The organism is Curtobacterium sp. MCBA15_005 (genome assembly GCF_001864855.1).
GTDB lineage: Bacteria > Actinomycetota > Actinomycetes > Actinomycetales > Microbacteriaceae > Curtobacterium > Curtobacterium flaccumfaciens.
In genome coordinates this window covers 40122-61825 of sequence record NZ_MJGL01000011.1, presented here as the reverse complement: position 1 = coordinate 61825, position 21704 = coordinate 40122, and the positions used below count along the sequence as shown (strand labels likewise).

The following is a 21704-nucleotide window of genomic DNA, read 5'->3' as shown; positions in this document are numbered from 1 at the left end:
CACCGGGCCTCCCGTCCATCAGGGCGTCCGTTCAGGACGTCGGCAGCGTGTCCGTCAGGACGACGACTCCCAGTCCGCCGGGCCGCGCGAACCGGCGCGGTACTCCTCGAGCGGGACCTCGTCGGCCTTCCAGGCGGCGACGACCGGCTCCACGATCTCCCAGCAGCGCTCGGCCACGTCACCGCGGATGGAGAGCAGCGGGTCGTCGTGGAAGATGCCGTTCAGGACCTCGCCGTACGGGGTGAGTTCGCCGTCGCTGAACGACGACGACAGGGTGACCTGTCCCATCTCGAACGGGTTGCCACCGCCGTTGGCCGACACCGACAGCTCGATCTCGTCCGGGTTCAGGACGATGCGCAGCGTGTCGGTCTTCGGGCGACCGCTCAGACCGGAGGGCAGACGCGTGACCGGCTTGAAGGTGATCAGCACCTCCTTGCGGCTGGCGCCGAGGGCCTTGCCGGAGCGAAGAGTGAAGGGGACGCCTGCCCAGCGGGCGGTGTCGACCTCGACGGAGATCTCGGCGAGGGTCTCCGTCTGGCGCGACGGGTCGACGCCGTCCTCTTCCTGGTACGACGGCAGTTCCTTGCCGTCGATGGTGCCGGCGGTGTATACCGCGCGGCGCGAGGCGATCTTCGCGTCGTCGCCCTTGAGGCGGGTGGAGCGCAGGACCCGGGCGAGCGACGAGCGGAACTCGACCGCGTCGATCGCGGCCGGGGCGTCCATCGTGACCAGGCCGAGGATCTGCAGCAGGTGCGACTGGATCATGTCGACCATCGCACCGGCCTCGTCGTAGTACTGGGCGCGGTTCTCGAGACCGAGGGTCTCGTCGTAGAAGATGTCGACCTTCTCGATGTTCTCGGCGTTCCAGATGGGCTCGAACAGGCGGTTCGCGAAGCGCAGACCGATGATGTTCAGCACCGTGGTGCGGCCGAGGAAGTGGTCGGTGCGGTGCACGCGGTCCTCGGGGACGAGCTTGAGCACCGTCTCGTTGAGGGCCTGGGCGCTGGCGACGTCGGTGCCGAAGGGCTTCTCGAAGGCCAGGGTCGTGCCCTCGGGGAGCTCGACGTGCTCGAGCGCCTCGCAGATGTCGGAGGCGATCTGCGGCGGGAGGGCGAAGTACAGGATCGGCTCGGAGTCGGCCGCGGCCAGGAGCGCCTCGAGGTGCTTCGGGTCGGTGGGGTCGCCCTGGATGAACTGCGTCGACTCGATGGTCGCGTCGACCTCCGGCCCCTTGACGTCCTGCGACGCGAAGGACTGCGTGACGATGTCCTTCCACTTCTCGGGGCTGCGCTCGCTGCGGCCCGTGCCGATCAGCTGCACGGGGACGGCACGGCCGCTCTGCAGGAACGTGCCGAGGCCCGGCAGGAGCAGGCGGGAGGCGAGGTCGCCCGTTGCGCCGAAGATGATGAGGGTGCGCTTGTCGGTCACCTGAGGTGACTCCTTTCGCTGTGGTGGGAGGTCCGCTCCAGTCAAGTCGCGGGCGGGCCCGTTTGTTCCGGATCGGGACCGGAGTTCGTCTCCTGGACGCACTTCGGGCGGCACCGTTCTGGTGCCGCCCGAAGTGTCAGGTGCGCTGCAGCGCCGGGTCAGTGCCCGAAGTTGCCGCGGTAGTACTCGTAGACCCAGCCGACCAGGGTGATCGCCACGAGGACGAGCCCGATCGGGACGATCCACAGGCCGGCGGCCACGCCGAGGAAGCACACGGCGACCGCGGCGGCCAGCAGGATGGGCCACCAGGACCACGGGCTGAAGTGCCCGAGCTCGGCGTCGCCGTCCTCGATGTTGGCGTCGGGACGGTCCTCGGGCAGGACCCCGCCCTGGGACGACATGACCTTGCCGAGGTAGAAGGCGATGAACGCCGACATCAGGCCGGTCAGGCCGATCGCCACGGTGCCCACCCACTCGGGCTCGCCGTAGTAGATCAGCGCCCAGATGGTGTAGGCGGCGTCCGCCAGGATGAAGAACCCGAAGAGGATCCAGAACAGGTTGGTGTTCGCGCGCATGGCGTTACTTCACCTCGCCCTTCGCGGCGTCGTAGGTCGGGGCATCGGGGGCGTCCTTCGCGGGACCCACACCGATCGGCACACCGGCCTCGGGGTGGTTCAGGTCGAAGGCCGGGGACTCCGAACGGATGCGCGGGATCGACGTGAAGTTGTGGCGCGGCGGCGGGCAGGAGGTCGCCCACTCGAGCGAGCGGCCGTAGCCCCACGGGTCGTTCACAGCGACCTTCGGTGCGTTCCGGGCGGTCACGTAGACGTTGAAGATGAACGGCAGGAACGAGATCGCGAGGATCATCGAGCCGATTGTCGACAGCTGGTTCATCCAGGTGAAGCCGTCGTTCGGCAGGTAGGTCGCGTACCGACGCGGCATGCCGATGACGCCCAGCCAGTGCTGGATGAGGAACGTCGTGTGGAACCCGATGAACAGGAGCCAGAAGTGGATCTTGCCGAGACGCTCGTTGAGCATCTTGCCGGTCCACTTCGGCCACCAGAAGTAGAAGCCGGAGAACATCGCGAAGACGACGGTGCCGAAGACCACGTAGTGGAAGTGCGCCACGACGAAGTACGAGTCGGACACGTGGAAGTCGAGCGGCGGCGACGCCAGGATCACACCGGTGAGACCACCGAAGGTGAACGTGATGAGGAAGCCGAGGGCCCAGAGGAGCGGGGTCTCGAACGTGACCGAACCGCGCCACATGGTGCCGACCCAGTTGAAGATCTTCACGCCGGTCGGGACCGCGATGAGCATCGTCATGAGCGAGAACCACGGGAGCAGGACGCCACCGGTGACGTACATGTGGTGCGCCCACACCGTGACCGAGAGGGCCGCGATGGAGATCGTCGCGTAGACCAGGGTCTTGTACCCGAAGATCGGCTTGCGGCTGAACACCGGGAAGACCTCGGAGACGATGCCGAAGAACGGCAGCGCGATGATGTAGACCTCGGGGTGTCCGAAGAACCAGAACAGGTGCTGCCAGAGCAGGGCCCCGCCGTTGGCCGGGTTGAAGATCTGTGCGTCGAACACGCGGTCGAGACCGAGGCCGAAGAGCGCCGTCGCGAGGACCGGGAAGGCCATCAGGACGAGGAGCGCCGTCACGAGGGTGTTCCACGTGAAGATCGACATGCGGAACATGGTCAGACCCGGGGCACGCATCGTGATGATCGTGGTGATGAAGTTCACCGCGCCGAGGATCGTCGAGAAGCCGGTCATGCCGAGCCCGAAGACCCAGAGTGTGCCGCCGAGCCCTGGTGTGAACGTCGTGTCACTCAGTGGCGCGTAGGCGAACCACCCGAACGAGGCAGCGCCCTGCGGGGTGAGGAAGCCGCCGACCGCGATGAGCGAGCCGAACAGGTAGAGCCAGAAGGCGAAGCCGTTGAGTCGCGGGAAGGCGACGTCCGGCGCGCCGATCTGGAGCGGCATGATCGCGTTCGCGAAACCCGAGAACAGCGGCGTCGCGAACATCAGCAGCATGATCGTGCCGTGCATCGTGAACAGCTGGTTGTACTGCTCCTTCGTCGCGACCACGTGCAGGCCGGGTTCGAAGAGCTGGGCACGGATCACGAGGGCCATCACACCTGCGAGCAGGAAGAAGATGAACGACGCGATCAGGTACATGTACCCGATGGTCTTGTGGTCGGTGGAGGTGATCCACCGAACGACGATGTTGCCCTTCCGACCCACCTTCGACGCCTGGAAGTCCGGCGACGAGGTCTGGGTCGGTTGGCCGACGAGTGACGTTGTCATCTGACGAGCCCCTACTTGTTCTCGCTGGACGCCTCGACCGGCGCCTTGTTGTTCGGTTCGTTGGTGTTGGTGTTGTACTCGTCACCGAGCAGACCGACCTTGCCCTGGTCCTTCAGGGTGTCGAGGTAGTCCTGGTACTGCGCCGGCGTGACGACCTTCACCTGGAAGAGCATCAGCGAGTGGTACTCACCGCAGAGCTCCGCGCACTTGCCCTGGTACGTGCCGAGCTTCTCCGGGATGAAGTACTCCCAGTTGGTCTTGCCCGGGAGCATGTCCTTCTTGTAGAGGAAGTCGATGACCCAGAACGAGTGGTCGACGTCGCGCGAGGAGAGCTCGATCGCGACCTTCTTGCCCTTCGGCAGGTAGAGGGTCGGCAGCTGCGACTCGTCGATCGCCCCGTTGGCGTTCTCTTCTTCCTGGGCCTGGATGCCCTGGTAGTAGACGCTCTCTTCGGGGTTGTCCTTGTTGATGTAGTTGAAGTCCCACGCCCAGCGCTTGCCGTACACGTGCACGGTGGCGTCGGGGTCGGCGAAGGGCTTCTCGATCGCGGCCTGGTCCTTCGCGGTGAAGGCGAAGAAGCCCAGCACCAGGATCAGCGGCACGATCGTGTAGAAGATCTCGAGCGGCATGTTGTACCGCATCTGCACGGGCAGGCCGGTCTGGCCCTTCCGGCGGCGGTAGACGATCGCTGCCCAGATGATCAGGCCCCACACGATGAGACCGACGGCGAGGAGAACGACCCAGCTGGTGGTCCACAGGCCGACGATGCGGCTCGTGTGGTTGGTGACGTTCTTCGTCTCCTCCGTGCCGGGGAGCCATCCGTTCATCTGCTGCTGCGTGCAGCCAGCCAGTGCGATGACCAGACCGACGGCCACCGGGACGGCCGCCCAACGTATACGGCGATTCGAACGCACTGTTACCTCTCGCAAAAGACGTGAGCTTCAGGAGGTCAGCCCGTCGAGTCCGACGGCGAGCCGCACGAAGGCGGCGCATGGCTGGCTCCCAGCTTGATTGGAACACTCCTAGCTTACTCGCAGCTCGGTACCGCTCGCGCACACACGACACGGTTCTGGCCTCGATCCGCACGTCGGCGGGCACCATTTCGCCCGGTCACGCCGCGCCCCGGCGCGCCACGTCCGGCCACACGAACGCGAGCGGGGAGCGACCGTTCCGGTCGCTCCCCGCTCGCGTGTCGGATCGCTGGTGCTCAGTGGAAGCTGTCACCACAGGCGCAGCTGCCCTGCGCGTTCGGGTTGTCGATCGTGAAGCCCTGCTTCTGGATCGTGTCCTCGAAGTCGATCGTCGCGCCGTCGAGGTACGGGACGCTCATCTTGTCGACGACGACCTCGACCCCGTCGAACTCGGCGGTGACGTCACCGTCGAGCAGGCGCTCGTCGAAGTACAGCTGGTAGATCAGGCCCGAGCAGCCACCGGGCTGGACGGCGAGGCGCAGGCGCAGGTCGTCGCGGCCCTCCTGCTCGAGCAGGGTCGCCACCTTGCCGGCAGCGGCGTCGCTCAGGAGGACGCCGTGCGACTGCGTTTCGGTCGCCGGTGCTTCGGTGATGGTGTCGCTCATCGCGCGTCTCCCTCCGGGCGGTGCTGGTCACCGCGCCTGGCGTCGATTGTAAGCACCCTCAGCTGCGCGTCGCGAGCCTGGCGAGCAGGATCGTCTCCGACGCGATGGCACGGTGCAGGACACCGAGGTGCTGCGACTCGTTCGGGCTGTGCGCGCGGGTGTCCGGGTCCTCGACGCCGGTGACCAGGATCTGCGCGTCCGGGAACTCCGCGGCGAGGTCGGACACGAACGGGATCGACCCGCCGATGCCCTGCTCGACCGCCTCGGCGCCCCACCCCTCGCGCATCGCCGTGCGGGCCTCCTGGACGGCCCAGCCAGCGGTGTCGACGAGGAACCCGTCGCCGCTGTCCGGCTCGGTGATCTCCATCCGTGCACCGAACGGGACGTGCTCGCGCAGGTGCCGCTCGACGGCCGCGGACGCCTGCCGGGCGTCCTGGCCGGGCGCGACGCGGACCGAGACCCGTGCCGAGACCGTGGGCAGCAGGGTGTTCGAGGCGTTCGCGACGCTCGGCACGTCCATGCCGGTCACCGTGATCGACGGCTGGAACCACATGCGCGACAGCACGGCGCCGGTGCCGATCGGGCGCACACCGGGCACGAGCGCGGCGTCGACGGCGAGTTCGTCCTCGGTGCGCTCCGGCACGTCGGCCTCGTACGAGGTCAGCCCGTCGACGGCGACCGAACCGTCGGCGTCGTGCAGCGAGGCGAGCAGCCGCACCATGGGGATCATCGCGTCCGGGGCCGCTCCCCCGAACATGCCGCTGTGGCTGGCGTGCTCGAGCGTGGTCAGGGTGAGCTTGAAGGTGACGTTGCCGCGCAGGGAGACCGTGATCGACGGCACCTCGGTCGACCAGTTGTCGCTGTCCGCCACGACGATGACGTCGGCGGCGAGGTGCTCCTTCTGCTCGCGCAGGAACGTGCGGAACGAGCGGGAGCCGAACTCCTCCTCGCCCTCGACGAACAGCACGATCCCGAGGTCGAGGTCGTCACCGAACTGGGCGTGCACCGCGCGGAGCGACGCGATGTGCGTCATCACACCGGCCTTGTCGTCCGAGGCGCCGCGGCCGTACAGGCGGTCACCGCGCAGGGTCGGCTCGAACGGCGGCGTCTCCCACAGGGCCTCGTCGCCCTGCGGCTGCACGTCGTGGTGGGCGTAGAGCATCACCGTCGGCTTGCCGTTCCGCGCCGGGCGCACCGCGAGCACCGCGGGCTGGCCGAGCTCGGTCTCGGCGTCGGCCTCGGCGACGTCGGCCGTCGAGCCGGACACCGCCGACCGCACGATCCGGACGTCGTCCGCACCGAACACCCCGGTGGACCGTGCGAGGTCCGCGACGGCCTCGGCACTCGCGCGCACGTTCGCCGGGTCGAAGGCCGACCAGGACACCGACGGCAGGCGCACCAGCGCGGACAGGTCGGCGATCGTCGTGGGCAGTGCCCCCTGCACGTGTTCGCGCAGGGCGTCGAGGAGCGCGGGGTCGGTCGCGGGGCTGTGCTGTTCGCTGTCGGTCATGCCCGGTAATCTAGAGGAGATCCCGCACGCACACCGCCGTTAGGAACGCACCGTGGCGAAGGCAGCCCCCAAGACCAACACGACCGTCAACCCGACCGAGGCCGAGCTCCTCGAGCAGGGCAAGGGCCGCCCCACGCCGTCCCGCCGCGAGCGAGAGGCAGCGAACCGCCGCCCCCTCGTCGGCAACACGCCGGTCGACAAGAAGGCTGCGCGCGCACGTCTCAACTCGGAGCGCGAGCGTGCCCGGGTCGGCATGGCCAACGGCGAGGAGCGCTACCTGCCGGCGAAGGACCGCGGTGAGCAGCGACGCTTCGTCCGCGACTGGATCGACGCCCGCTGGAACGTCGGCGAGGTCATGATGCCCGTGCTCGTGCTGTTCCTGATCGTCGGGTTCGCGGCCGCGCAGACCGTGATCGCGTCCTACTCGCTCCTGCTGGTGTGGGCGTTCGTGGCGCTGTTCATCATCGACTGCGTGGTGCTGTGGCTGTCGCTCCGCCGCAAGCTCACCACCAAGTTCGGCGAGCTCCAGCGCGGCACGTTCCTCTACATCCTCACGCGGGCGTGGCAGCTGCGCTTCCTGCGGCTGCCGAAGCCCCAGGTCCGGCGTGGGCAGTACCCCACGCTCTAGCCACACGCACACGACGAAGCGCCGCCCGGCCTGCCGGGCGGCGCTTCGTCGTTCCCGCTCCCCCATTCCTGCTCACGAAGCGGCCGTGAGCGCACCCACACGACGGACTGGAGGCCCGTGGCGGTGTCGCCACGGGCCTCCAGTCCGTCAGGTGGTCGCGCCTACCGCGCGGCGCGACGCAGCCGCCGACGGCGCAGCCGGTTGATGCGCGCGGCCCAGGTCGGTCCCTCGTAGAGGAACGCCGTGTAGCCCTGCACGAGCGTGGCCCCGGCGTCGATGCGATCCTGCACGTCCTGCTCGGTGGTCACACCACCGACGGCGATGACGCAGAAGTCGGCGGGCACCGCGGCGCGGACGCGACGCAGGACCTCGAGCGAGCGGGCGGCGACCGGCGCACCGGAGAGGCCCCCGGCACCCATCGCCTCGACGTCGGACGGATCGGCCGTCAGGCCGTCGCGGGAGATCGTCGTGTTGTTCGCGATCACCCCGGACAGTCCGAGCTCGACCGCGAGGCCCGCGATCGCGTCGATCTGCTCGTCGGTCAGGTCCGGTGCGATCTTGACGAGCACCGGCGTCCGGCCGGCGGCGTCACGCACCGCGGACAGCAGCGGTCGGAGCTGGTCGAGTTCCTGCAGTCCGCGCAGGCCGGGCGTGTTCGGCGAGCTGACGTTGACCGCCAGGTAGTCCGCGAACGTGGCGAGCCGACGGGTGGACTCGAGGTAGTCGTCGATGGCGTCCTCGACGGAGACGACCCGGCTCTTGCCGATGTTCACGCCGATGACCGGTCGGCCGGGGTTGCGGCGGGCGCGCTCGAGGCGTCGGGCGGCCGCAGCGGCGCCGTGGTTGTTGAAGCCCATGCGGTTGATCAGGGCGCGGTCGCCGATCAGCCGGAACAGGCGCGGGCGCTCGTTGCCGGGCTGCGGCTTGGCGGTGATGGTGCCGACCTCGACGTGGCCGAAGCCGAGCAGGCCGAGACCGGCGATGCCGCGGGCGTCCTTGTCGAACCCGGCGGCCAGGCCGAAGCGCGACGGGAAGTGGATGCCCATCGTGGTGACGCCGTCGGCCGCCGCGGGACGGCAGTACCGCTCGACGACGCCGCTCAGGAACGGCACGCGGGGCAGCCCCGCGATGACGGCGAACGCCAGGTGGTGGGCGCGCTCCGGGTCCATGTTCGCGAACACGGAACGGAACACGACGCGGTAGCCGCCGCGCACGATCCGTTCGGCGATGCCGCTCACGCGCGCGTGCCGGACGGTGCGGACGACCCGGCGGCCGTGTCGGATGCCCCGTGGTGGTCGCGGCGGAGCTGGCCGATGGCGTCCTCGAAGTCCTCGAGCGAGTCGAACGCCTGGTAGACGCTCGCGAACCGCAGGTAGGCGACCTCGTCGAGCTCCCGCAGGGGCGCGAGGATCGCGAGGCCGATGTCGTTCGCGTCGATCTGGCTGGATCCGGAGGACCGGACGGTCTCCTCGACGCGCTGCGCGAGCACGGCCAGGTCGCCGTCGGTGACCGGGCGCCCCTGGCACGCCTTGCGCACGCCGGAGACGATCTTGTCGCGGCTGAACGGCTCGGTGACACCGTTGCGCTTCACGACGTTGAGCGATGCGGTCTCGGTGGTCGAGAACCGTCGACCGCAGTTGGGGCACTGACGACGGCGGCGGATGGAGGTTCCGTCGTCGCTCGTCCGTGAGTCGACGACGCGGGAGTCCGGGTGGCGGCAGAAGGGGCAGAACATGTCGTTCCCCAGGCTATCGGTTCGTGCGCTCCGTCACGGCGGCCCCGTGCGCGGGGAGCTGCTCCTCGGTGGACAGCGCGACGATGTGCGGCGCGACCTCGGCCAGGGCCTCGGGCGTGTACCGCACGATCTGCTGGGGCCGCAGGAACGTCGACGCCGACAGCCCGGACCCGAACCGGGCCTGGCCGCCGGTCGGCAGCACGTGGTTCGACCCCGCCAGGTAGTCCCCCAGGCTCACCGGCGTGCTCGGTCCGACGAACACCGCACCGGCGGCGTCGATGTCGGCCAGCACCGCGTCGTCGTCGACCGTCTGGATCTCGAGGTGCTCCGGCCCGTACGCGTTGCTCACGGTCGCCGCGTCGGTCAAGGAGTCCACCAGGACGATCGCGGACTGCGGTCCGTCCAGGGCGGCCTGGAGGCGCGCAGCCGTCCCGAGCACCGACGTGCGTTCCGGGATGGCCGCCTCGACCGCGTCGGCGAACGTCGCGGACGTCGTCACCAGCACGCTGCCGGCCTGCTCGTCGTGCTCGGCCTGGCTGATGAGGTCGGCGGCCACGAACCCGGCGTCGGCGGTGTCGTCCGCGATCACGAGGATCTCGGTCGCCCCGGCCTCGGAGTCGATGCCCACCACCCCGCGCACCAGACGCTTGGCCGCGGCGACGTAGTTGTTGCCCGGACCGGTGACCAGGTCGACCGGCTCGAGGTCGATCTCGGCGACGCCGTACGCCAGTGCGCCGACGGCTCCCGCGCCGCCCATGGCGTAGACCTCGTCGATGCCGAGCAGCCCCACCGCCGCGAGGATCGTCGGGTGCACCGCGCCGCCGTGGTCGCGCTGCGGCGGCGACACGAGGGCGATCGAGGACACGCCCGCGACCTGGGCCGCGACGACGTTCATCACGACGCTGGACGGGTAGACGGCCTTGCCACCGGGCACGTAGAGCCCCACGCGGCGCATCGGCTGCCAGCGCTGGTGGACCTCGGCGCCGTCGGCCAGGGTCGTCACGGACGGGGCGGGGATCTGCGCGGCACTCGCGGCCCGGACCCGGCGGATGGCCTCGTCGAGGGCTGCTCGGACCTCGGGGGTGAGCCCGGCCACGGCGGCGGTGATCTCGGCAGCGGGGACCCGGACGTCCGCGGGGGCCCCGCCGTCGAAGCGCTCGGCCTGGTCGTGCAGGGCCGCGGCACCACGGTGCCGGACGTCCTCGATCAACTCGCGCGCGGCGTCGACCGCGTGCGACACGTCACCCGCGGCACGGGGCATGAGTCGGAGGAGTTCGGCACGGGCGGGGAGGCCGCCGCGGAGGTCGATTCGCTGCATCATGAGGCCTCCAGCGTACCGGCGGCGTGCTGCACGACGGCGTCGACCACGGGCCGGTGGCGGACTGTCTGCTCGGCGTCCCACGCGTCGAGCAGGTGCAGCGTGGCGATCCGGAACGCCAGGGCACGGACGAGCAGCTGCGGCCACTCGGGGACGCCGGTGCCGAGCACGCCGAGCCGACCGACGGCGACCCCGTGCCAGCACACGGCGTCGACCGCGGCGATCGCGGCGCCGAGGCCCGCCGGGCGCCAGTACGGTGCCCAGTCGAACACCGTGGGCGGCTCCCCCGGAGTGAAGAGCACGTTGCCGAGCAGGTCACCGTGGACGAGCTGCGACGGGGACGTCACCGGCCGGAACGTCGCGGCCAGGCGGTCCAGCGTGGGGTCGTCGGGCAGGGCTGCTCCGCCCCAGGCCATGCGGTCCGCCCGGCTCCTGGGCTCGTCGCGGTCGTCGAGGAAGTCCGGGCGTGGCAGATGGGCGATCGCCCGGTGGAACGCTGCGCCCGCGGCGATCACGTCGTCCACGCGAGTCGGGTCGGTCCGACCGTCGACCCACCGCCAGGCCTCCCAACCGTCCTCGCCGGTGCTGACGTCGGTGCCGGCGCCAGCGCCGTCGCCGTCGCCGTCGCCGGCAGCCGCGGCGGCGCGGGCGTCCACGACCCAGTCCCCGGACGTGGCGGCGACCGGGCGCGGCGTCCGGAACCCCGCCGTGTGGACGAGCCGCGCCAGCGTGGCGGACCGCCACCGGGCCTCCAGGCGGTCACCGGACGGGCGGAGGACGTGCGGTGCCGGCTGCCCGTCGGTCACGCGGTCCGCAGGATCTTCACCATCGGCCGGCCCTTGGCGACCTCGTCGACGAGCTTGTCGAGGTACCGGATCTGCCGCATGAGCGGGTCGTCGAGCTCCTCGATCCGCACCCCGCAGATCACCCCGGTGATGAGCGGGGCGTTCGCGTTGAGGTGCGCGCCGGCGAAGAAGTCCTCGAACGTGGTCCGGTCGGCCAGGTGCTGCGCGAGCGCCGGGCCGTCGAAGCCGGTCAACCACTCGATGACGGTGTCGAGCTCAGCCTTCGTGTGGCCCTTCCGCTCCACCTTCGCCAGGTAGTGCCCGTAGACGTCCGCGACGGGCGTCCCGAAGATCCGGTGACCGGCCATGGTCGACGCTCCTACACCAGGCAGCGGGGTCCGAGCAGGCTCTTCAGCTCGCCGAACAGGTCGGGGGTCAGGTTCACCGGGAACGGCAGCTCGAAGGTGCGCGCGACGTCGTCCTTGAGCAGCTTCAGCCGGACCTCGGTGTCACCCTGGTGGCGGCCGAGCACGGCGGCGAGTTCCGTCACCGTGGTCGTCGTGGCCTGTCGCTCCGGCAGGGACAGGGTGAGCGGGCCCGAGCCCATCGCGTCGCCGACGTTCGGCTGGAACATGCTCACCGCGTGCAGGGCCTTGCCGTCGTCGCGGACGTTGACCCGGCCGCGCAGGACGACGATCGAGTCGGGCACCAGGGACGGGCCGAACTCCTGGTAGGTCTTGCCCAGGAACATCACGCCGATCTGGCCGCCGAAGTCCTCGATGTCGACGATGCCGTACGGGTTGCCGCTCGTCTTCGCCACCCGGTGCTGCACGCTCGTCAGCAGGCCGGCGACGGTGACCGTCTCGCCCTCGATCGAGTCGTCGGCGGTCAGCAGGTCGGCGATGGTGATCGACTGGTGCTTCGCGAGCTCGATCTCGAGCCCGGCGAGCGGGTGGTCGGACACGTAGAGCCCGAGCATGTCCCGCTCGAACGCGAGCTTGTCGCGCTTGGACCACTCCGGACGGTCCGGCACCTGCGACACCGCGGCGCTCGGGGCGTCCTCGGCTGCCTCGGCGAAGAGCGAGTCGAAGTCGAACCCGACGTTGCCGTGGGCCTCGTCGCGCTTGACCTTGACCGCACCCTCGACCGCGCCCTCGTGGATCTCCACCAGGGCACGTCGGGTGTCGCCGAACTCGTCGAAGGCACCGGCCTTGATGAGCGACTCGACCGTGCGCTTGTTCGCCGACGAGATCGGGATCTTGCGCAGGAAGTCGTGGAACGACTCGAAGGCGCCCTTCTCGGTCCGGGCCTTGACGATGTCGTCGACGACGTTGAACCCGACGTTGCGGATGGCACCCATGCCGAACCGGATGTCGTCGCCGACGGCGGCGAAGAAGCCGATCGACTCGTTGACGTCCGGCGGCATCACCTTGATGCCCATCCGGCGGCACTCGTTCAGGTAGAGCGCGAGCTTGTCGCGGGCGTCGCCGACGCTCGTCAGCAGCGCCGCCATGTACTCGGCCGGGTAGTGCGCCTTGAGGTACGCGGTCCAGAAGGACACCACGCCGTAGGCCGCCGAGTGCGCCTTGTTGAACGCGTAGTCGGAGAAGGGCAGCAGGATGTCCCACAGCGTCTTGATCGCCGCGTCGGAGTACCCGTTGTCCTTCATGCCCTGCTGGAAGCCCGCGTACTGCTTGTCGAGCTCGGACTTCTTCTTCTTGCCCATCGCGCGGCGGAGGATGTCCGCCTGGCCGAGGGAGAACCCCGCGACCTTCTGCGCGATGGCCATGACCTGCTCCTGGTAGATGATCAGGCCGTAGGTCGTGCCGATGATGTCCTTGAGGGGCTCTTCGAGCTCCGGGTGGATCGGCGTGATCGGCTGCTCGCCGTTCTTGCGGAGCGCGTAGTTCGTGTGCGAGTTCGCACCCATGGGCCCCGGGCGGTACAGGGCGATGAGCGCGGAGATGTCCTCGAAGTTGTCGGGCTTCATCAGCCGCAGCAGGCCACGCATCGGCCCACCGTCGAGCTGGAACACGCCGAGGGTGTCACCGCGCTGCAGGAGCGCGTACGCCTCGGGGTCTTCCAGACCCATGTTCTCGAGGTCGAGCTCGGTCCCGCGGTTCGTCTTGATGTTGTCGAGGGCGTCACTGATGATCGTGAGGTTGCGGAGCCCCAGGAAGTCCATCTTGATCAGGCCGAGCGACTCCGCTGCCGGGTAGTCGAACTGCGTGACGATCTGGCCGTCCTGCTCCCGCTTCATGATCGGGATGATGTCGATCAGCGGGTCGCTCGACATGATGACGCCGGCCGCGTGCACGCCCCACTGACGCTTCAGTCCCTCGAGCCCGAGTGCGGTGTCGAAGACGGTCTTCGCCTCGGGGTCGGTCTCGACCACGGTGCGGACGTCGACGGCTTCCTTGTAGCGCGGGTGGTCCTTGTCGAAGATCCCGGTGAGCGGGATGTCCTTGCCCATCACGGGCGGCGGCATCGCCTTCGTGAGCTTCTCGCCCATGCCGAACGGGAACCCGAGGACGCGCGAGGAGTCCTTGAGCGCCTGCTTCGCCTTGATCGTGCCGTACGTGACGATCTGCGCGACGCGCTCCGACCCGTACTTCTCGGTGACGTACTTGATCGCCTCACCGCGGCGCCGGTCGTCGAAGTCGACGTCGAAGTCGGGCATCGAGACGCGGTCCGGGTTGAGGAACCGCTCGAAGATCAGGCCGTGCCGGATGGGGTCGAGGTCGGTGATGCGCATCGCGTACGCGACCATCGAGCCGGCACCGGAGCCACGCCCCGGACCGACGCGGATGCCGTTGTTCTTGGACCAGTTGATGAAGTCCGCGACCACCAGGAAGTAGCCGGGGAAGCCCATCTGGTTGATGATGCCGACCTCGTAGTCGGCGCGGTCCTGGACCTCTTTCGAGATGCCGTCCGGGTACCGGTAGTCCAGCCCCTTCGCGACCTCTTTCTCGAACCAGGAGTGCTCGGTCTCGCCCTCGGGCACCGGGAACTTCGGCATGTAGTTTGCCGAGGTGTCGAACTCGACGTTGCAGCGTTCCGCGATGAGCAGCGTGTTGTCGCAGGCCTCGAGGTTGTCGCGGAAGACGTGCCGCATCTGCGCCGGGGTCTTCAGGTAGAACTCGTCGGCGTCGAACTTGAAGCGGTTCGGGTCGTTCAGGGTCGAGCCGGACTGCACGCAGAGCAGTGCCGCGTGCGACTTGGCGTCGTGGGCGTGCGTGTAGTGCAGGTCGTTCGTGCCGACCAGCGGGATGTCGAGGTCCTTCGCCAGGCGGATCAGGTCGCTCATGATCCGGCGTTCGATCTCGAGGCCGTGGTCCATGACCTCGGCGAAGTAGTTCTCCTTGCCGAAGATGTCGCGGTAGTCGGCGGCCGCCTGCACTGCTTCGTCGTACTGGCCGAGACGCAGGCGCGTCTGGATCTCCCCCGAGGGGCAGCCCGTGGTGGCGATGATGCCCTCGTGGTACTCCTGCAGGAGCTCGATGTCCATGCGGGGCTTGAAGTAGTAGCCCTCGAGCGACGCCTTGGACGACAGCCGGAACAGGTTGTGCATGCCCGTCGTGTTCTCGGCGAACATCGTCATGTGCGTGTACGAGCCGGCGCCGGACACGTCGTCGCCACCACCGTCACCCCAGCGCACACGGGTCTTGTCCGAACGGTGCGTGCGGGGCGTGATGTACGCCTCGGTCCCGATGATCGGTTTGACGCCACCGGCCTTGGCGGCCTTCCAAAACTCGAAGGCGCCGAACATGTTGCCGTGGTCGGTCACCGCCACGGCTGGCATCCCCTGCGCGGCGGTCTCCGCCACGAGGTCGGAGAGCCTGGCGGCACCGTCGAGCATCGAGTACTCGCTGTGCACGTGCAGGTGGACGAAGGAGTCGGAATCCGACACGGAACCTCCGGTTCGTACGGTGTGCTGCGGGGTGGGAACAGCCTAACCGCGGCCGCCCACATTCCCGCGCGCGTCGGGGCGGTCTGGAGGCGCGGGGCGGGGCCGCACTGCGCCTCCAGGCCGGCAGCGGGTCGCGACACGCGCGGGGCGCGCCGCCCAGCGGTCAGGACACGCCGCGCGGGGGCCGCCGCGGGTACAGAACCCGTCGCCTGGCGGCCTCCCAACCGACCGTTCGTGACCCCTCAGCGAGAGAGGCCGGGCGCGTCGGGCGCGTCGGCCTGGAGGCGCGTGGCGGGGCCGCACTGCGCCTCCAGACCGGCAGCGGGTCGCGACACGCGCGGGGCGCGCCGCCCAGCGGGCGAGACACGCCGCCCGCGAGCCGCGGCGGGTGCGGAAAGCGTCGCCTGGCGGCCTCTCAACCGACAGTTCGTGACCCCTTAGCGAGAGAGGCCGGGCGCGTCGTCGGGCGCGTCGGGCGCGTCGGCCTGGAGGCGCGTGGCGGGGCCGAACCGCGCCTCCAGACCGGCAGCGGGCCGCGACACGCGCGGGACGCGCCGCCCAGCGGTCAGGACACGCCGCACGCGAGCCGCGGCGGGTGGGGAAAGCGTCGCCCGGCGGCCTCCCAGCCGACAGTTCGTGACCCCTCGGCGCAAACGGCCGGGCGCGGCGGACTGGAGGCTCGGGGCAGGGCCGCACCGTGCCTCCAGGCCGGCAGCAGGTCGCGGCACGCGCGGGGCGCGCCGCCCAGCGGTCAGGACACGCCGCACGCTGGCCGCGGCGGGTGCGGAAGACGTCGTCTGGCGGCCTCCCAACCGACAGTTCGTGACCCCTCGGCGCAAGCTGCCGGGCGCGCCGGCCTCGGGTCGCGACACGCGCGGGGCGCGGCGCCGAGCGGTCAGGACACGCCGCACGCGCGCCGCCGCGGGCGGCGAAAGCGCCGCCTGGCGGCGCCCCAGCCGACAGTTCGTGACCACTCGGCGCAAACGGCCGGGCGCGTCAGAGCGACGCGCTCCGGATCTGCTCCAGCGCGGCCTGCAGGTCGTCCGGGTACTGCGCCTCGAACGACACCCACTCGCCCGTGCGGGGGTGGTCGAAGCCCAGCCGGACGGCGTCGAGCCACTGGCGGGTCAGCCCGAGCTCGGCCGCCAGCACCGGGTCGGCGCCGTACATCGTGTCCCCGACGAGCGGGTGGCGTGTTGCCGCCATGTGCACCCGGATCTGGTGGGTGCGCCCGGTCTCCAGGTGCACCTCGAGCAGGGTGGCCGAGCGGAAGGCCTCGAGCGTCTCGTAGTGGGTGACGCTCGGCTTGCCCTCGGACGTGACCGCGAACTTCCAGTCACTCGACGGGTGCCGGCCGATCGGAGCATCGATCGTGCCCGACGTGGGGTCGGGGTGGCCCTGCGCGAGCGCGTGGTAGACCTTCTCGACCGTGCGCTCCTTGAACGCCCGCTTCAGGTGCGTGTACGCCAGCTCGGTCTTCGCGACCACCATCAGACCCGAGGTCCCGACGTCGAGGCGGTGCACGATCCCGGCACGTTCGGCGGCACCCGACGTCGCGATCGTGAAACCGGCGGCGGCGAGGCCGCCGGGCACGGTCGGCCCGTCCCACCCCGGCGAGGGGTGCGCAGCGACGCCGACGGGCTTGTCCACGACGACGATGTCCTCGTCGTCGTGCACGATCGTCATGCCCGGCACGGCCGCCGGAACGATGCGCGGCGGCTCCTTCGGGGTCCACTCGACCTCGAGCCAGGAGTCCGCATGGAGCCGGTCCGACTTGTCGACGGGAACCCCGTCGACGCGGACGCCCCCGGCGGCGACGACGTCGGCCGCGAACGACCGGCTGAAGCCGAGGAGCTTGGCGATGGCGGCGTCGACGCGCTCACCGGCGAGCCCGTCGGGCACGGGAAGAGAACGCGATTCGCTCACGTGGCGTCGTGGCCCAGCGTGTCGCGACGGTCGCGTTCCTCCGGCTTGGAGGCGCGGGTCGGCTCGTCGAGCGCAGCATCAGCCGACGAGAACGCGGCCCCACCGTCGAGCGGCTGCGCCGCGTCGACCGGCTGCGCCGCGTCGAGCTGCGCCTGGCGCTTGGCCGAGAGCGTGCGGGTGCCGTCGAGGTTCACCCCGAGGATCACCAGCAGCACGAAGACCACCATGCTGATGCAGATGAAGGAGTCGGCGACGTTGTAGATCGCCGGCATCATCCACGGCGTCGAGATGAAGTCGACGACGTGGCCCCGACCGAAGCCGGGCTCACGGAAGAGCCGGTCGAGCAGGTTGCCCAGCGCGCCGCCGAGCAGCATGCCGAGCACGATGGCCCACCACATCGACCGGATCCGGCGCGAGTACACGATGATCGCGACGACGACCGCGGCCGAGATGACCGAGAACACCCAGGTCATGTTCACCGCGAACGAGAACGCGGCCCCCGGGTTCCGGACGTACAGGAACTGCAACGCCCCGCCGAGGACCGGGACGGGGGTGCCGTACGGCAGGTTGGCGACGACCAGCGTCTTGGCGACCTGGTCGAACGCCACCACCACGACAGCGGCGAAGGCCAGTGCCGCGATCGCGCGGACACTGACCTTCGCTCGTGATGCTGGTCGCGACAACGTCAGTTGCCGAAGCCCTGCGCCGAAGCCGGCGCCGGGGTGAGACCGGACTGCTCGCCCGAGTCGAGCTCGGAGAGCTGCCCCTGGATGTAGCTCTTGAGCTGCGCACGGTAGTCGCGCTCGAAGGTCCGGAGCTCGTCGATCTTGCCCTCGAGCTGGCGCTGCTCCTGCTCGAGCACCGCGACACGCTGACGGTTCGTGTTCTCGGTGTCGGCGATGATCTGACGCTGCTTCGCCTCGGCCTCGGAGACCAGGCGAGCGGCCTGGGCCGTGCCCTCGGCGATGAGCGCGTCGCGCTTCTCGATGCCCTCGCGGACGTGCTCCTCGTGGAGACGACGCGCCAGGGTCAGGAGGTTCGTGGTGCCCTCGGTGTCCTCGTCGGCGGGGACCGTGGTGGTCGGTGCCGCCGCGGCGACCGGAGCGGGCTCCGGTGCTGCCTCGACCGGGGCCGGGGTGGGCTCCGGCTCGGCTGCGGGAGCGGGCTGCTCTGCCTGCGCCGACTGCGGGGCCGATTCGGCCGCCTGCAGGCGCTGGCGGAGCTCGTCGTTCTCCGCGGTCAGGCGACGGAGCTCGACCACGACCTCGTCGAGGAAGTCGTCGACCTCGTCCTGGTCGTAGCCCTCGCGGAACTTCGTCGGCTGGAACCGCTTGTTGACTACGTCTTCCGGCGTCAAAGCCATTGCCGTCACCTCAATAGAACTGCTGAACGTGTGGAACCGCGTGCGGTGCGACCGAATGTACCAGTCGTACCGTGCGGTGCGGATGCGCCACCGGAGCGGGCATCGATCCCGACCACCGTACACCGACGATGGGGAGGAACCGTGCCGCGCGCCTGGCGTGGCGCGTGTCGCGGACGGGAGTCCGCTCAGATACCGCGTGCCAGGGCGGCGACCACGAACCGGGCGATGATGACGACGAGCATCACGATCGTCCAGCCGAAGTCGAGCGCCACCGGCCCCAGGCGGAGCGGCGGGAGGACCCGTCGCACCGCTCGGATGGGCGGATCCGTGATCGTGTAGACGAACTCGGACACCACGAGCATGCCCCCGCGCGGACGCCAGGAACGGTTGAAGCTCTGCACGAGGTCGAGCGCGAAACGCCCCCACATCACGAAGAAGTACAGGAGCAACGCGAGGGAGATGATCCCTAGGATCACGGACACGATGGGGCTCGCTCGTCTCGGGCGAGCGTCGTCAGACGACGCTCAGGGGCGGGTGTGCCGGGTACGGCTCAGGACTGGGCGAAGAAGTTCGCCTCGATGTCGGACTCTACCTCAGCAGGCTCACCGCTCACTGCGACGTGTGCCGGCGACAGGAGGAAGACCTTGTTCGTGACGCGCTCGATCTTGCCGAACAGACCGAGCGACAGCCCGGAGGCGAAGTCGATCATGCGTCGGGCGTCACCCTCGGTCATCTGCGAGAGGTTGATGATGACGGGGATGCCGTCGCGGAAGCTCTCGGCGATGGACTGGGCGTCCTTGTACTCGCGCGGGTGGACGGTGAGGATCTCGTTCATTTCCTGGACCGGGGTCGCCTTCTGTGCGGTCGTGTGCGAGCGGCGGAGCGGAGTGACCTGGGCGCCGCGCTGGTGGGTGTGCGTCTTGGTGGGAGCCGGGACGGCTGCGGGAGCGGCCGCGGGGGCTGCTGCCGCCGCGGGGGTCTCCTGCGGCTCAGCGGGCGCCGGAGCAGCCGCTGCGGCCTGGCGTGCAGGGGCTGCCTGCTGGCGCGCGGGCTCGGCCTGCTGCTCGTCCTCGTAGTCGAGTTCCTCATCGGCGAGGCCGAGGTAGACCATCGTCTTCTTCAGCGGGTTGGCCATGGTTCCTCCGGGGTTCGTGCTCGTGGTGCCCTGCAACGAGGCTAGGGTGCGGGCGGCCGGTTTCCCGTGATTGCGGTGCCGATGCGCAGGTGTGTCGCGCCCTCGAGGATCGCCTCGGCGTAGTCCCCGCTCATGCCGGCCGAGATGTCGGTCGCAGCGGGCTCGAGCGCCACGACCCGTTCGGAGATCGAGCGGAGTCGGGCGAAGGCGGCTCGGGGCTCCTCGTCCAGGGGCGCGACCGCCATGACACCCCGCAGCCGGATCGTCCCAGTGTCCAGCACGCGCGACACCATGGCCTCGACGTCGTCCGGCTGCACCCCGCCACGGCCGGGGTCGTCGGTGAGGTTCACCTGCACGAACCCGTCGATGACCCGGGGTTCCGGCTCGGCCTCGGTCGGGGCGAACGCGTCGACGACGGATCCACGGTCGAGCGACTGCACCACGTGGGCGTACCGTCGGGCCTGCCGGGCCTTCTTCGACTGCAGCTGCCCGACGAAGTGCCAGGTCAGGCCGAGGTCCGCCAGCTCGGCGGCCTTCGCCTGCGCCTCCTGGTGGCGGTTCTCCCCCACGTCCGTCACGCCGAGTGCGGCGAGCTCGCGGACGAGCGACGCCGGGTGGTACTTCGTGACGACGACGAGCGTCAGCTCGTCGGGCGAGCGCCCTGCGGCGCGCGCCGCGTCGGCGATGCCGCTCCTGACGGACGCGAGACGCGCCTCCGGTCCGTCGTCGGGTGACGAGGCGGACGGGAGGCGCGTGTCGGCTACCAAGGGTGGGTTACTTCAGGAAGTCGGGGACGTCGAGCTCGTCGTCGTCGTCGAACGCCGGGTCGGCGGCGCGCTGCACCGGCGGCTGGTGCTCCTGCGAGGCCCAGGACGGGCTCGACGTGGTCGAGTCCTCGATCGCGCCGGTCGAGGCGGCGACGGGCGCCGCGGCGCTCGACTCCGGGTCGACGTAGCTCGAGCGGCGTTCCTTCTGCTGCTGCGCCGGCTCGCCGCCGTCGAAGCCTGCGGCGATGACGGTCACGCGGACCTCGTCACCCAGGGTGTCGTCGATGACCGCACCGAAGATGATGTTCGCCTCGGGGTGCACGGCTTCCTGCACCAGACGCGCGGCGTCGTTGATCTCGAAGATGCCGAGGTTCGAGCCACCCTGGATCGACAGCAGCACGCCGTGCGCACCGTCGATCGAGGCCTCGAGCAGCGGCGACGCGACGGCGAGCTCGGCCGCCTTGATCGCACGGTCGGCACCGCGGGACGAGCCGATGCCCATGAGTGCGGAACCCGCACCCTGCATGACGCTCTTGACGTCGGCGAAGTCGAGGTTGATCAGACCCGGGGTGGTGATGAGGTCGGTGATGCCCTGCACGCCGGCGAGGAGCACCTGGTCGGCCGTGGCGAAGGCCTCGACCATGGAGATGCCACGGTCGCTGATCTCGAGCAGGCGGTCGTTCGGGACGACGATGAGCGTGTCGACCTCGTCCTTGAGGCCCGCGACGCCGTTCTCGGCCTGCGACTGGCGACGCTTGCCCTCGAAGCTGAAGGGCTTCGTGACGACGCCGATGGTCAGTGCACCGATGGACTTCGCGATGCGTGCGACGACCGGTGCGCCACCGGTGCCGGTGCCGCCGCCCTCGCCCGCGGTGACGAACACCATGTCGGCGCCGGCCAGGGCCTCTTCGATCTCCTCGGCGTGGTCCTCGGCGGCACGACGGCCGACCTCGGGGTCCGCGCCGGCACCGAGGCCGCGGGTGATCTCGCGGCCGACGTCGAGCTTGACGTCGGCGTCGCTGAGCAGCAGGGCCTGGGCGTCGGTGTTGATCGCGATGAACTCGACGCCACGGAGACCGAGCTCGATCATGCGGTTGACGGCGTTGACGCCGCCGCCGCCGACACCGACGACCTTGATGACGGCGAGGTAGTTGTGGTTCGTGGTCACGTCAGTCAGGCCTCCGGTCGAACCCTCAACCTCTACTTGAAGTTCAGGGGCAATGCTGGTAGATGTGGTGCTGGCATCGACGCTACGGGTGCGTTCGGCGCAGTGTCGCCCCGCCACGCCGCGTGTCGCCGATCAGGTC

At 69.8% G+C, this 21704-nt stretch carries 20 protein-coding genes; 1 reads left to right on the top strand and 19 read right to left on the bottom strand.

Annotated features, from left to right (window positions below; all coding sequences use genetic code 11):
• Nucleotides 1–54: 54 nt before the first annotated feature.
• From BIU89_RS08270 to BIU89_RS08245, 6 genes are all read right to left on the bottom strand, one after another.
• Complete coding sequence (locus tag BIU89_RS08270; RefSeq protein WP_071245742.1) at nt 55–1428, bottom strand: glucose-6-phosphate dehydrogenase; 1374 nt, start codon at nt 1426–1428, stop codon at nt 55–57.
• A 158-nt stretch (nt 1429–1586) separates the two neighbouring features.
• Nucleotides 1587–2003 (bottom strand): cytochrome c oxidase subunit 4, encoded by a 417-nt coding sequence (locus tag BIU89_RS08265; RefSeq protein ID WP_071245740.1) that lies wholly within the window; start codon nt 2001–2003, stop codon nt 1587–1589.
• 4 nt (nt 2004–2007) lie between these two features.
• A complete protein-coding gene (gene ctaD, locus BIU89_RS08260) occupies nt 2008–3744 on the bottom strand; it encodes an aa3-type cytochrome oxidase subunit I (protein WP_027465266.1) in 1737 nt (578 codons plus the stop codon).
• Between the two features lie 11 nt (nt 3745–3755).
• Nucleotides 3756–4658, bottom strand: a complete 903-nt coding sequence (gene ctaC / locus BIU89_RS08255) for an aa3-type cytochrome oxidase subunit II (RefSeq protein WP_027465265.1) — start codon at nt 4656–4658, stop codon at nt 3756–3758.
• A gap of 293 nt (nt 4659–4951) precedes the next feature.
• Nucleotides 4952–5320: a HesB/IscA family protein gene (locus BIU89_RS08250; RefSeq protein WP_071245738.1), complete on the bottom strand. Its 369-nt coding sequence runs from the start codon at nt 5318–5320 to the stop codon at nt 4952–4954.
• Between the two features lie 58 nt (nt 5321–5378).
• A complete protein-coding gene (locus tag BIU89_RS08245) occupies nt 5379–6830 on the bottom strand; it encodes a dipeptidase (RefSeq protein WP_071245736.1) in 1452 nt (483 codons plus the stop codon).
• A 52-nt stretch (nt 6831–6882) separates the two neighbouring features.
• Here BIU89_RS08245 and BIU89_RS08240 point away from each other — a divergent pair, with 52 nt between their 5' ends.
• Complete coding sequence (locus BIU89_RS08240; protein WP_071245734.1) at nt 6883–7458, top strand: DUF3043 domain-containing protein; 576 nt, start codon at nt 6883–6885, stop codon at nt 7456–7458.
• A gap of 161 nt (nt 7459–7619) precedes the next feature.
• On the opposite strand, the gene BIU89_RS08235 is transcribed toward BIU89_RS08240, so the two are convergent.
• The 13 genes from BIU89_RS08235 to ftsZ form a co-directional block, all read right to left on the bottom strand.
• Nucleotides 7620–8696, bottom strand: coding sequence for a quinone-dependent dihydroorotate dehydrogenase (locus tag BIU89_RS08235; protein ID WP_083404254.1), 1077 nt, complete (start codon nt 8694–8696; stop codon nt 7620–7622).
• Complete coding sequence (gene nrdR, locus BIU89_RS08230) at nt 8693–9193, bottom strand: transcriptional regulator NrdR (RefSeq protein ID WP_027465260.1); 501 nt, start codon at nt 9191–9193, stop codon at nt 8693–8695. The genes BIU89_RS08235 and nrdR overlap by 4 nt, the downstream gene beginning before the upstream one ends.
• Nucleotides 9194–9206: 13 nt before the next feature.
• Entirely contained in the window at nt 9207–10514 is a 1308-nt protein-coding gene (hisD, locus tag BIU89_RS08225) for a histidinol dehydrogenase (RefSeq protein ID WP_071245732.1), read from the bottom strand.
• Entirely contained in the window at nt 10511–11317 is an 807-nt protein-coding gene (locus BIU89_RS08220; RefSeq protein ID WP_175474991.1) for a phosphotransferase, read from the bottom strand. The genes hisD and BIU89_RS08220 overlap by 4 nt, the downstream gene beginning before the upstream one ends.
• Complete coding sequence (locus BIU89_RS08215) at nt 11314–11664, bottom strand: DUF2200 domain-containing protein (protein WP_071245730.1); 351 nt, start codon at nt 11662–11664, stop codon at nt 11314–11316. Before BIU89_RS08215 ends, BIU89_RS08220 begins: the two co-directional genes overlap by 4 nt.
• Before the next feature lie 11 nt (nt 11665–11675).
• A complete protein-coding gene (dnaE, locus tag BIU89_RS08210; RefSeq protein WP_071245757.1) occupies nt 11676–15155 on the bottom strand; it encodes a DNA polymerase III subunit alpha in 3480 nt (1159 codons plus the stop codon).
• A gap of 1047 nt (nt 15156–16202) precedes the next feature.
• Nucleotides 16203–17132 (bottom strand): RluA family pseudouridine synthase, encoded by a 930-nt coding sequence (locus BIU89_RS08205; RefSeq protein ID WP_071245728.1) that lies wholly within the window; start codon nt 17130–17132, stop codon nt 16203–16205.
• Nucleotides 17129–17815, bottom strand: coding sequence for a signal peptidase II (gene lspA / locus BIU89_RS08200; protein WP_254791542.1), 687 nt, complete (start codon nt 17813–17815; stop codon nt 17129–17131). Before lspA ends, BIU89_RS08205 begins: the two co-directional genes overlap by 4 nt.
• 2 nt (nt 17816–17817) lie before the next feature.
• Nucleotides 17818–18495 (bottom strand): DivIVA domain-containing protein, encoded by a 678-nt coding sequence (locus tag BIU89_RS08195; RefSeq protein WP_027465254.1) that lies wholly within the window; start codon nt 18493–18495, stop codon nt 17818–17820.
• Nucleotides 18496–18680: 185 nt separating this feature from the next.
• Entirely contained in the window at nt 18681–18977 is a 297-nt protein-coding gene (locus BIU89_RS08190; protein ID WP_017886631.1) for a YggT family protein, read from the bottom strand.
• 68 nt (nt 18978–19045) lie between these two features.
• On the bottom strand, nt 19046–19630 hold the full coding sequence (locus tag BIU89_RS08185; protein ID WP_027465253.1) for a cell division protein SepF: 585 nt from the start codon (nt 19628–19630) through the stop codon (nt 19046–19048).
• 41 nt (nt 19631–19671) lie between these two features.
• Nucleotides 19672–20397: a YggS family pyridoxal phosphate-dependent enzyme gene (locus BIU89_RS08180; RefSeq protein ID WP_071245726.1), complete on the bottom strand. Its 726-nt coding sequence runs from the start codon at nt 20395–20397 to the stop codon at nt 19672–19674.
• A gap of 7 nt (nt 20398–20404) precedes the next feature.
• Complete coding sequence (gene ftsZ, locus BIU89_RS08175; protein ID WP_027465251.1) at nt 20405–21565, bottom strand: cell division protein FtsZ; 1161 nt, start codon at nt 21563–21565, stop codon at nt 20405–20407.
• Nucleotides 21566–21704 lie beyond the last annotated feature (139 nt).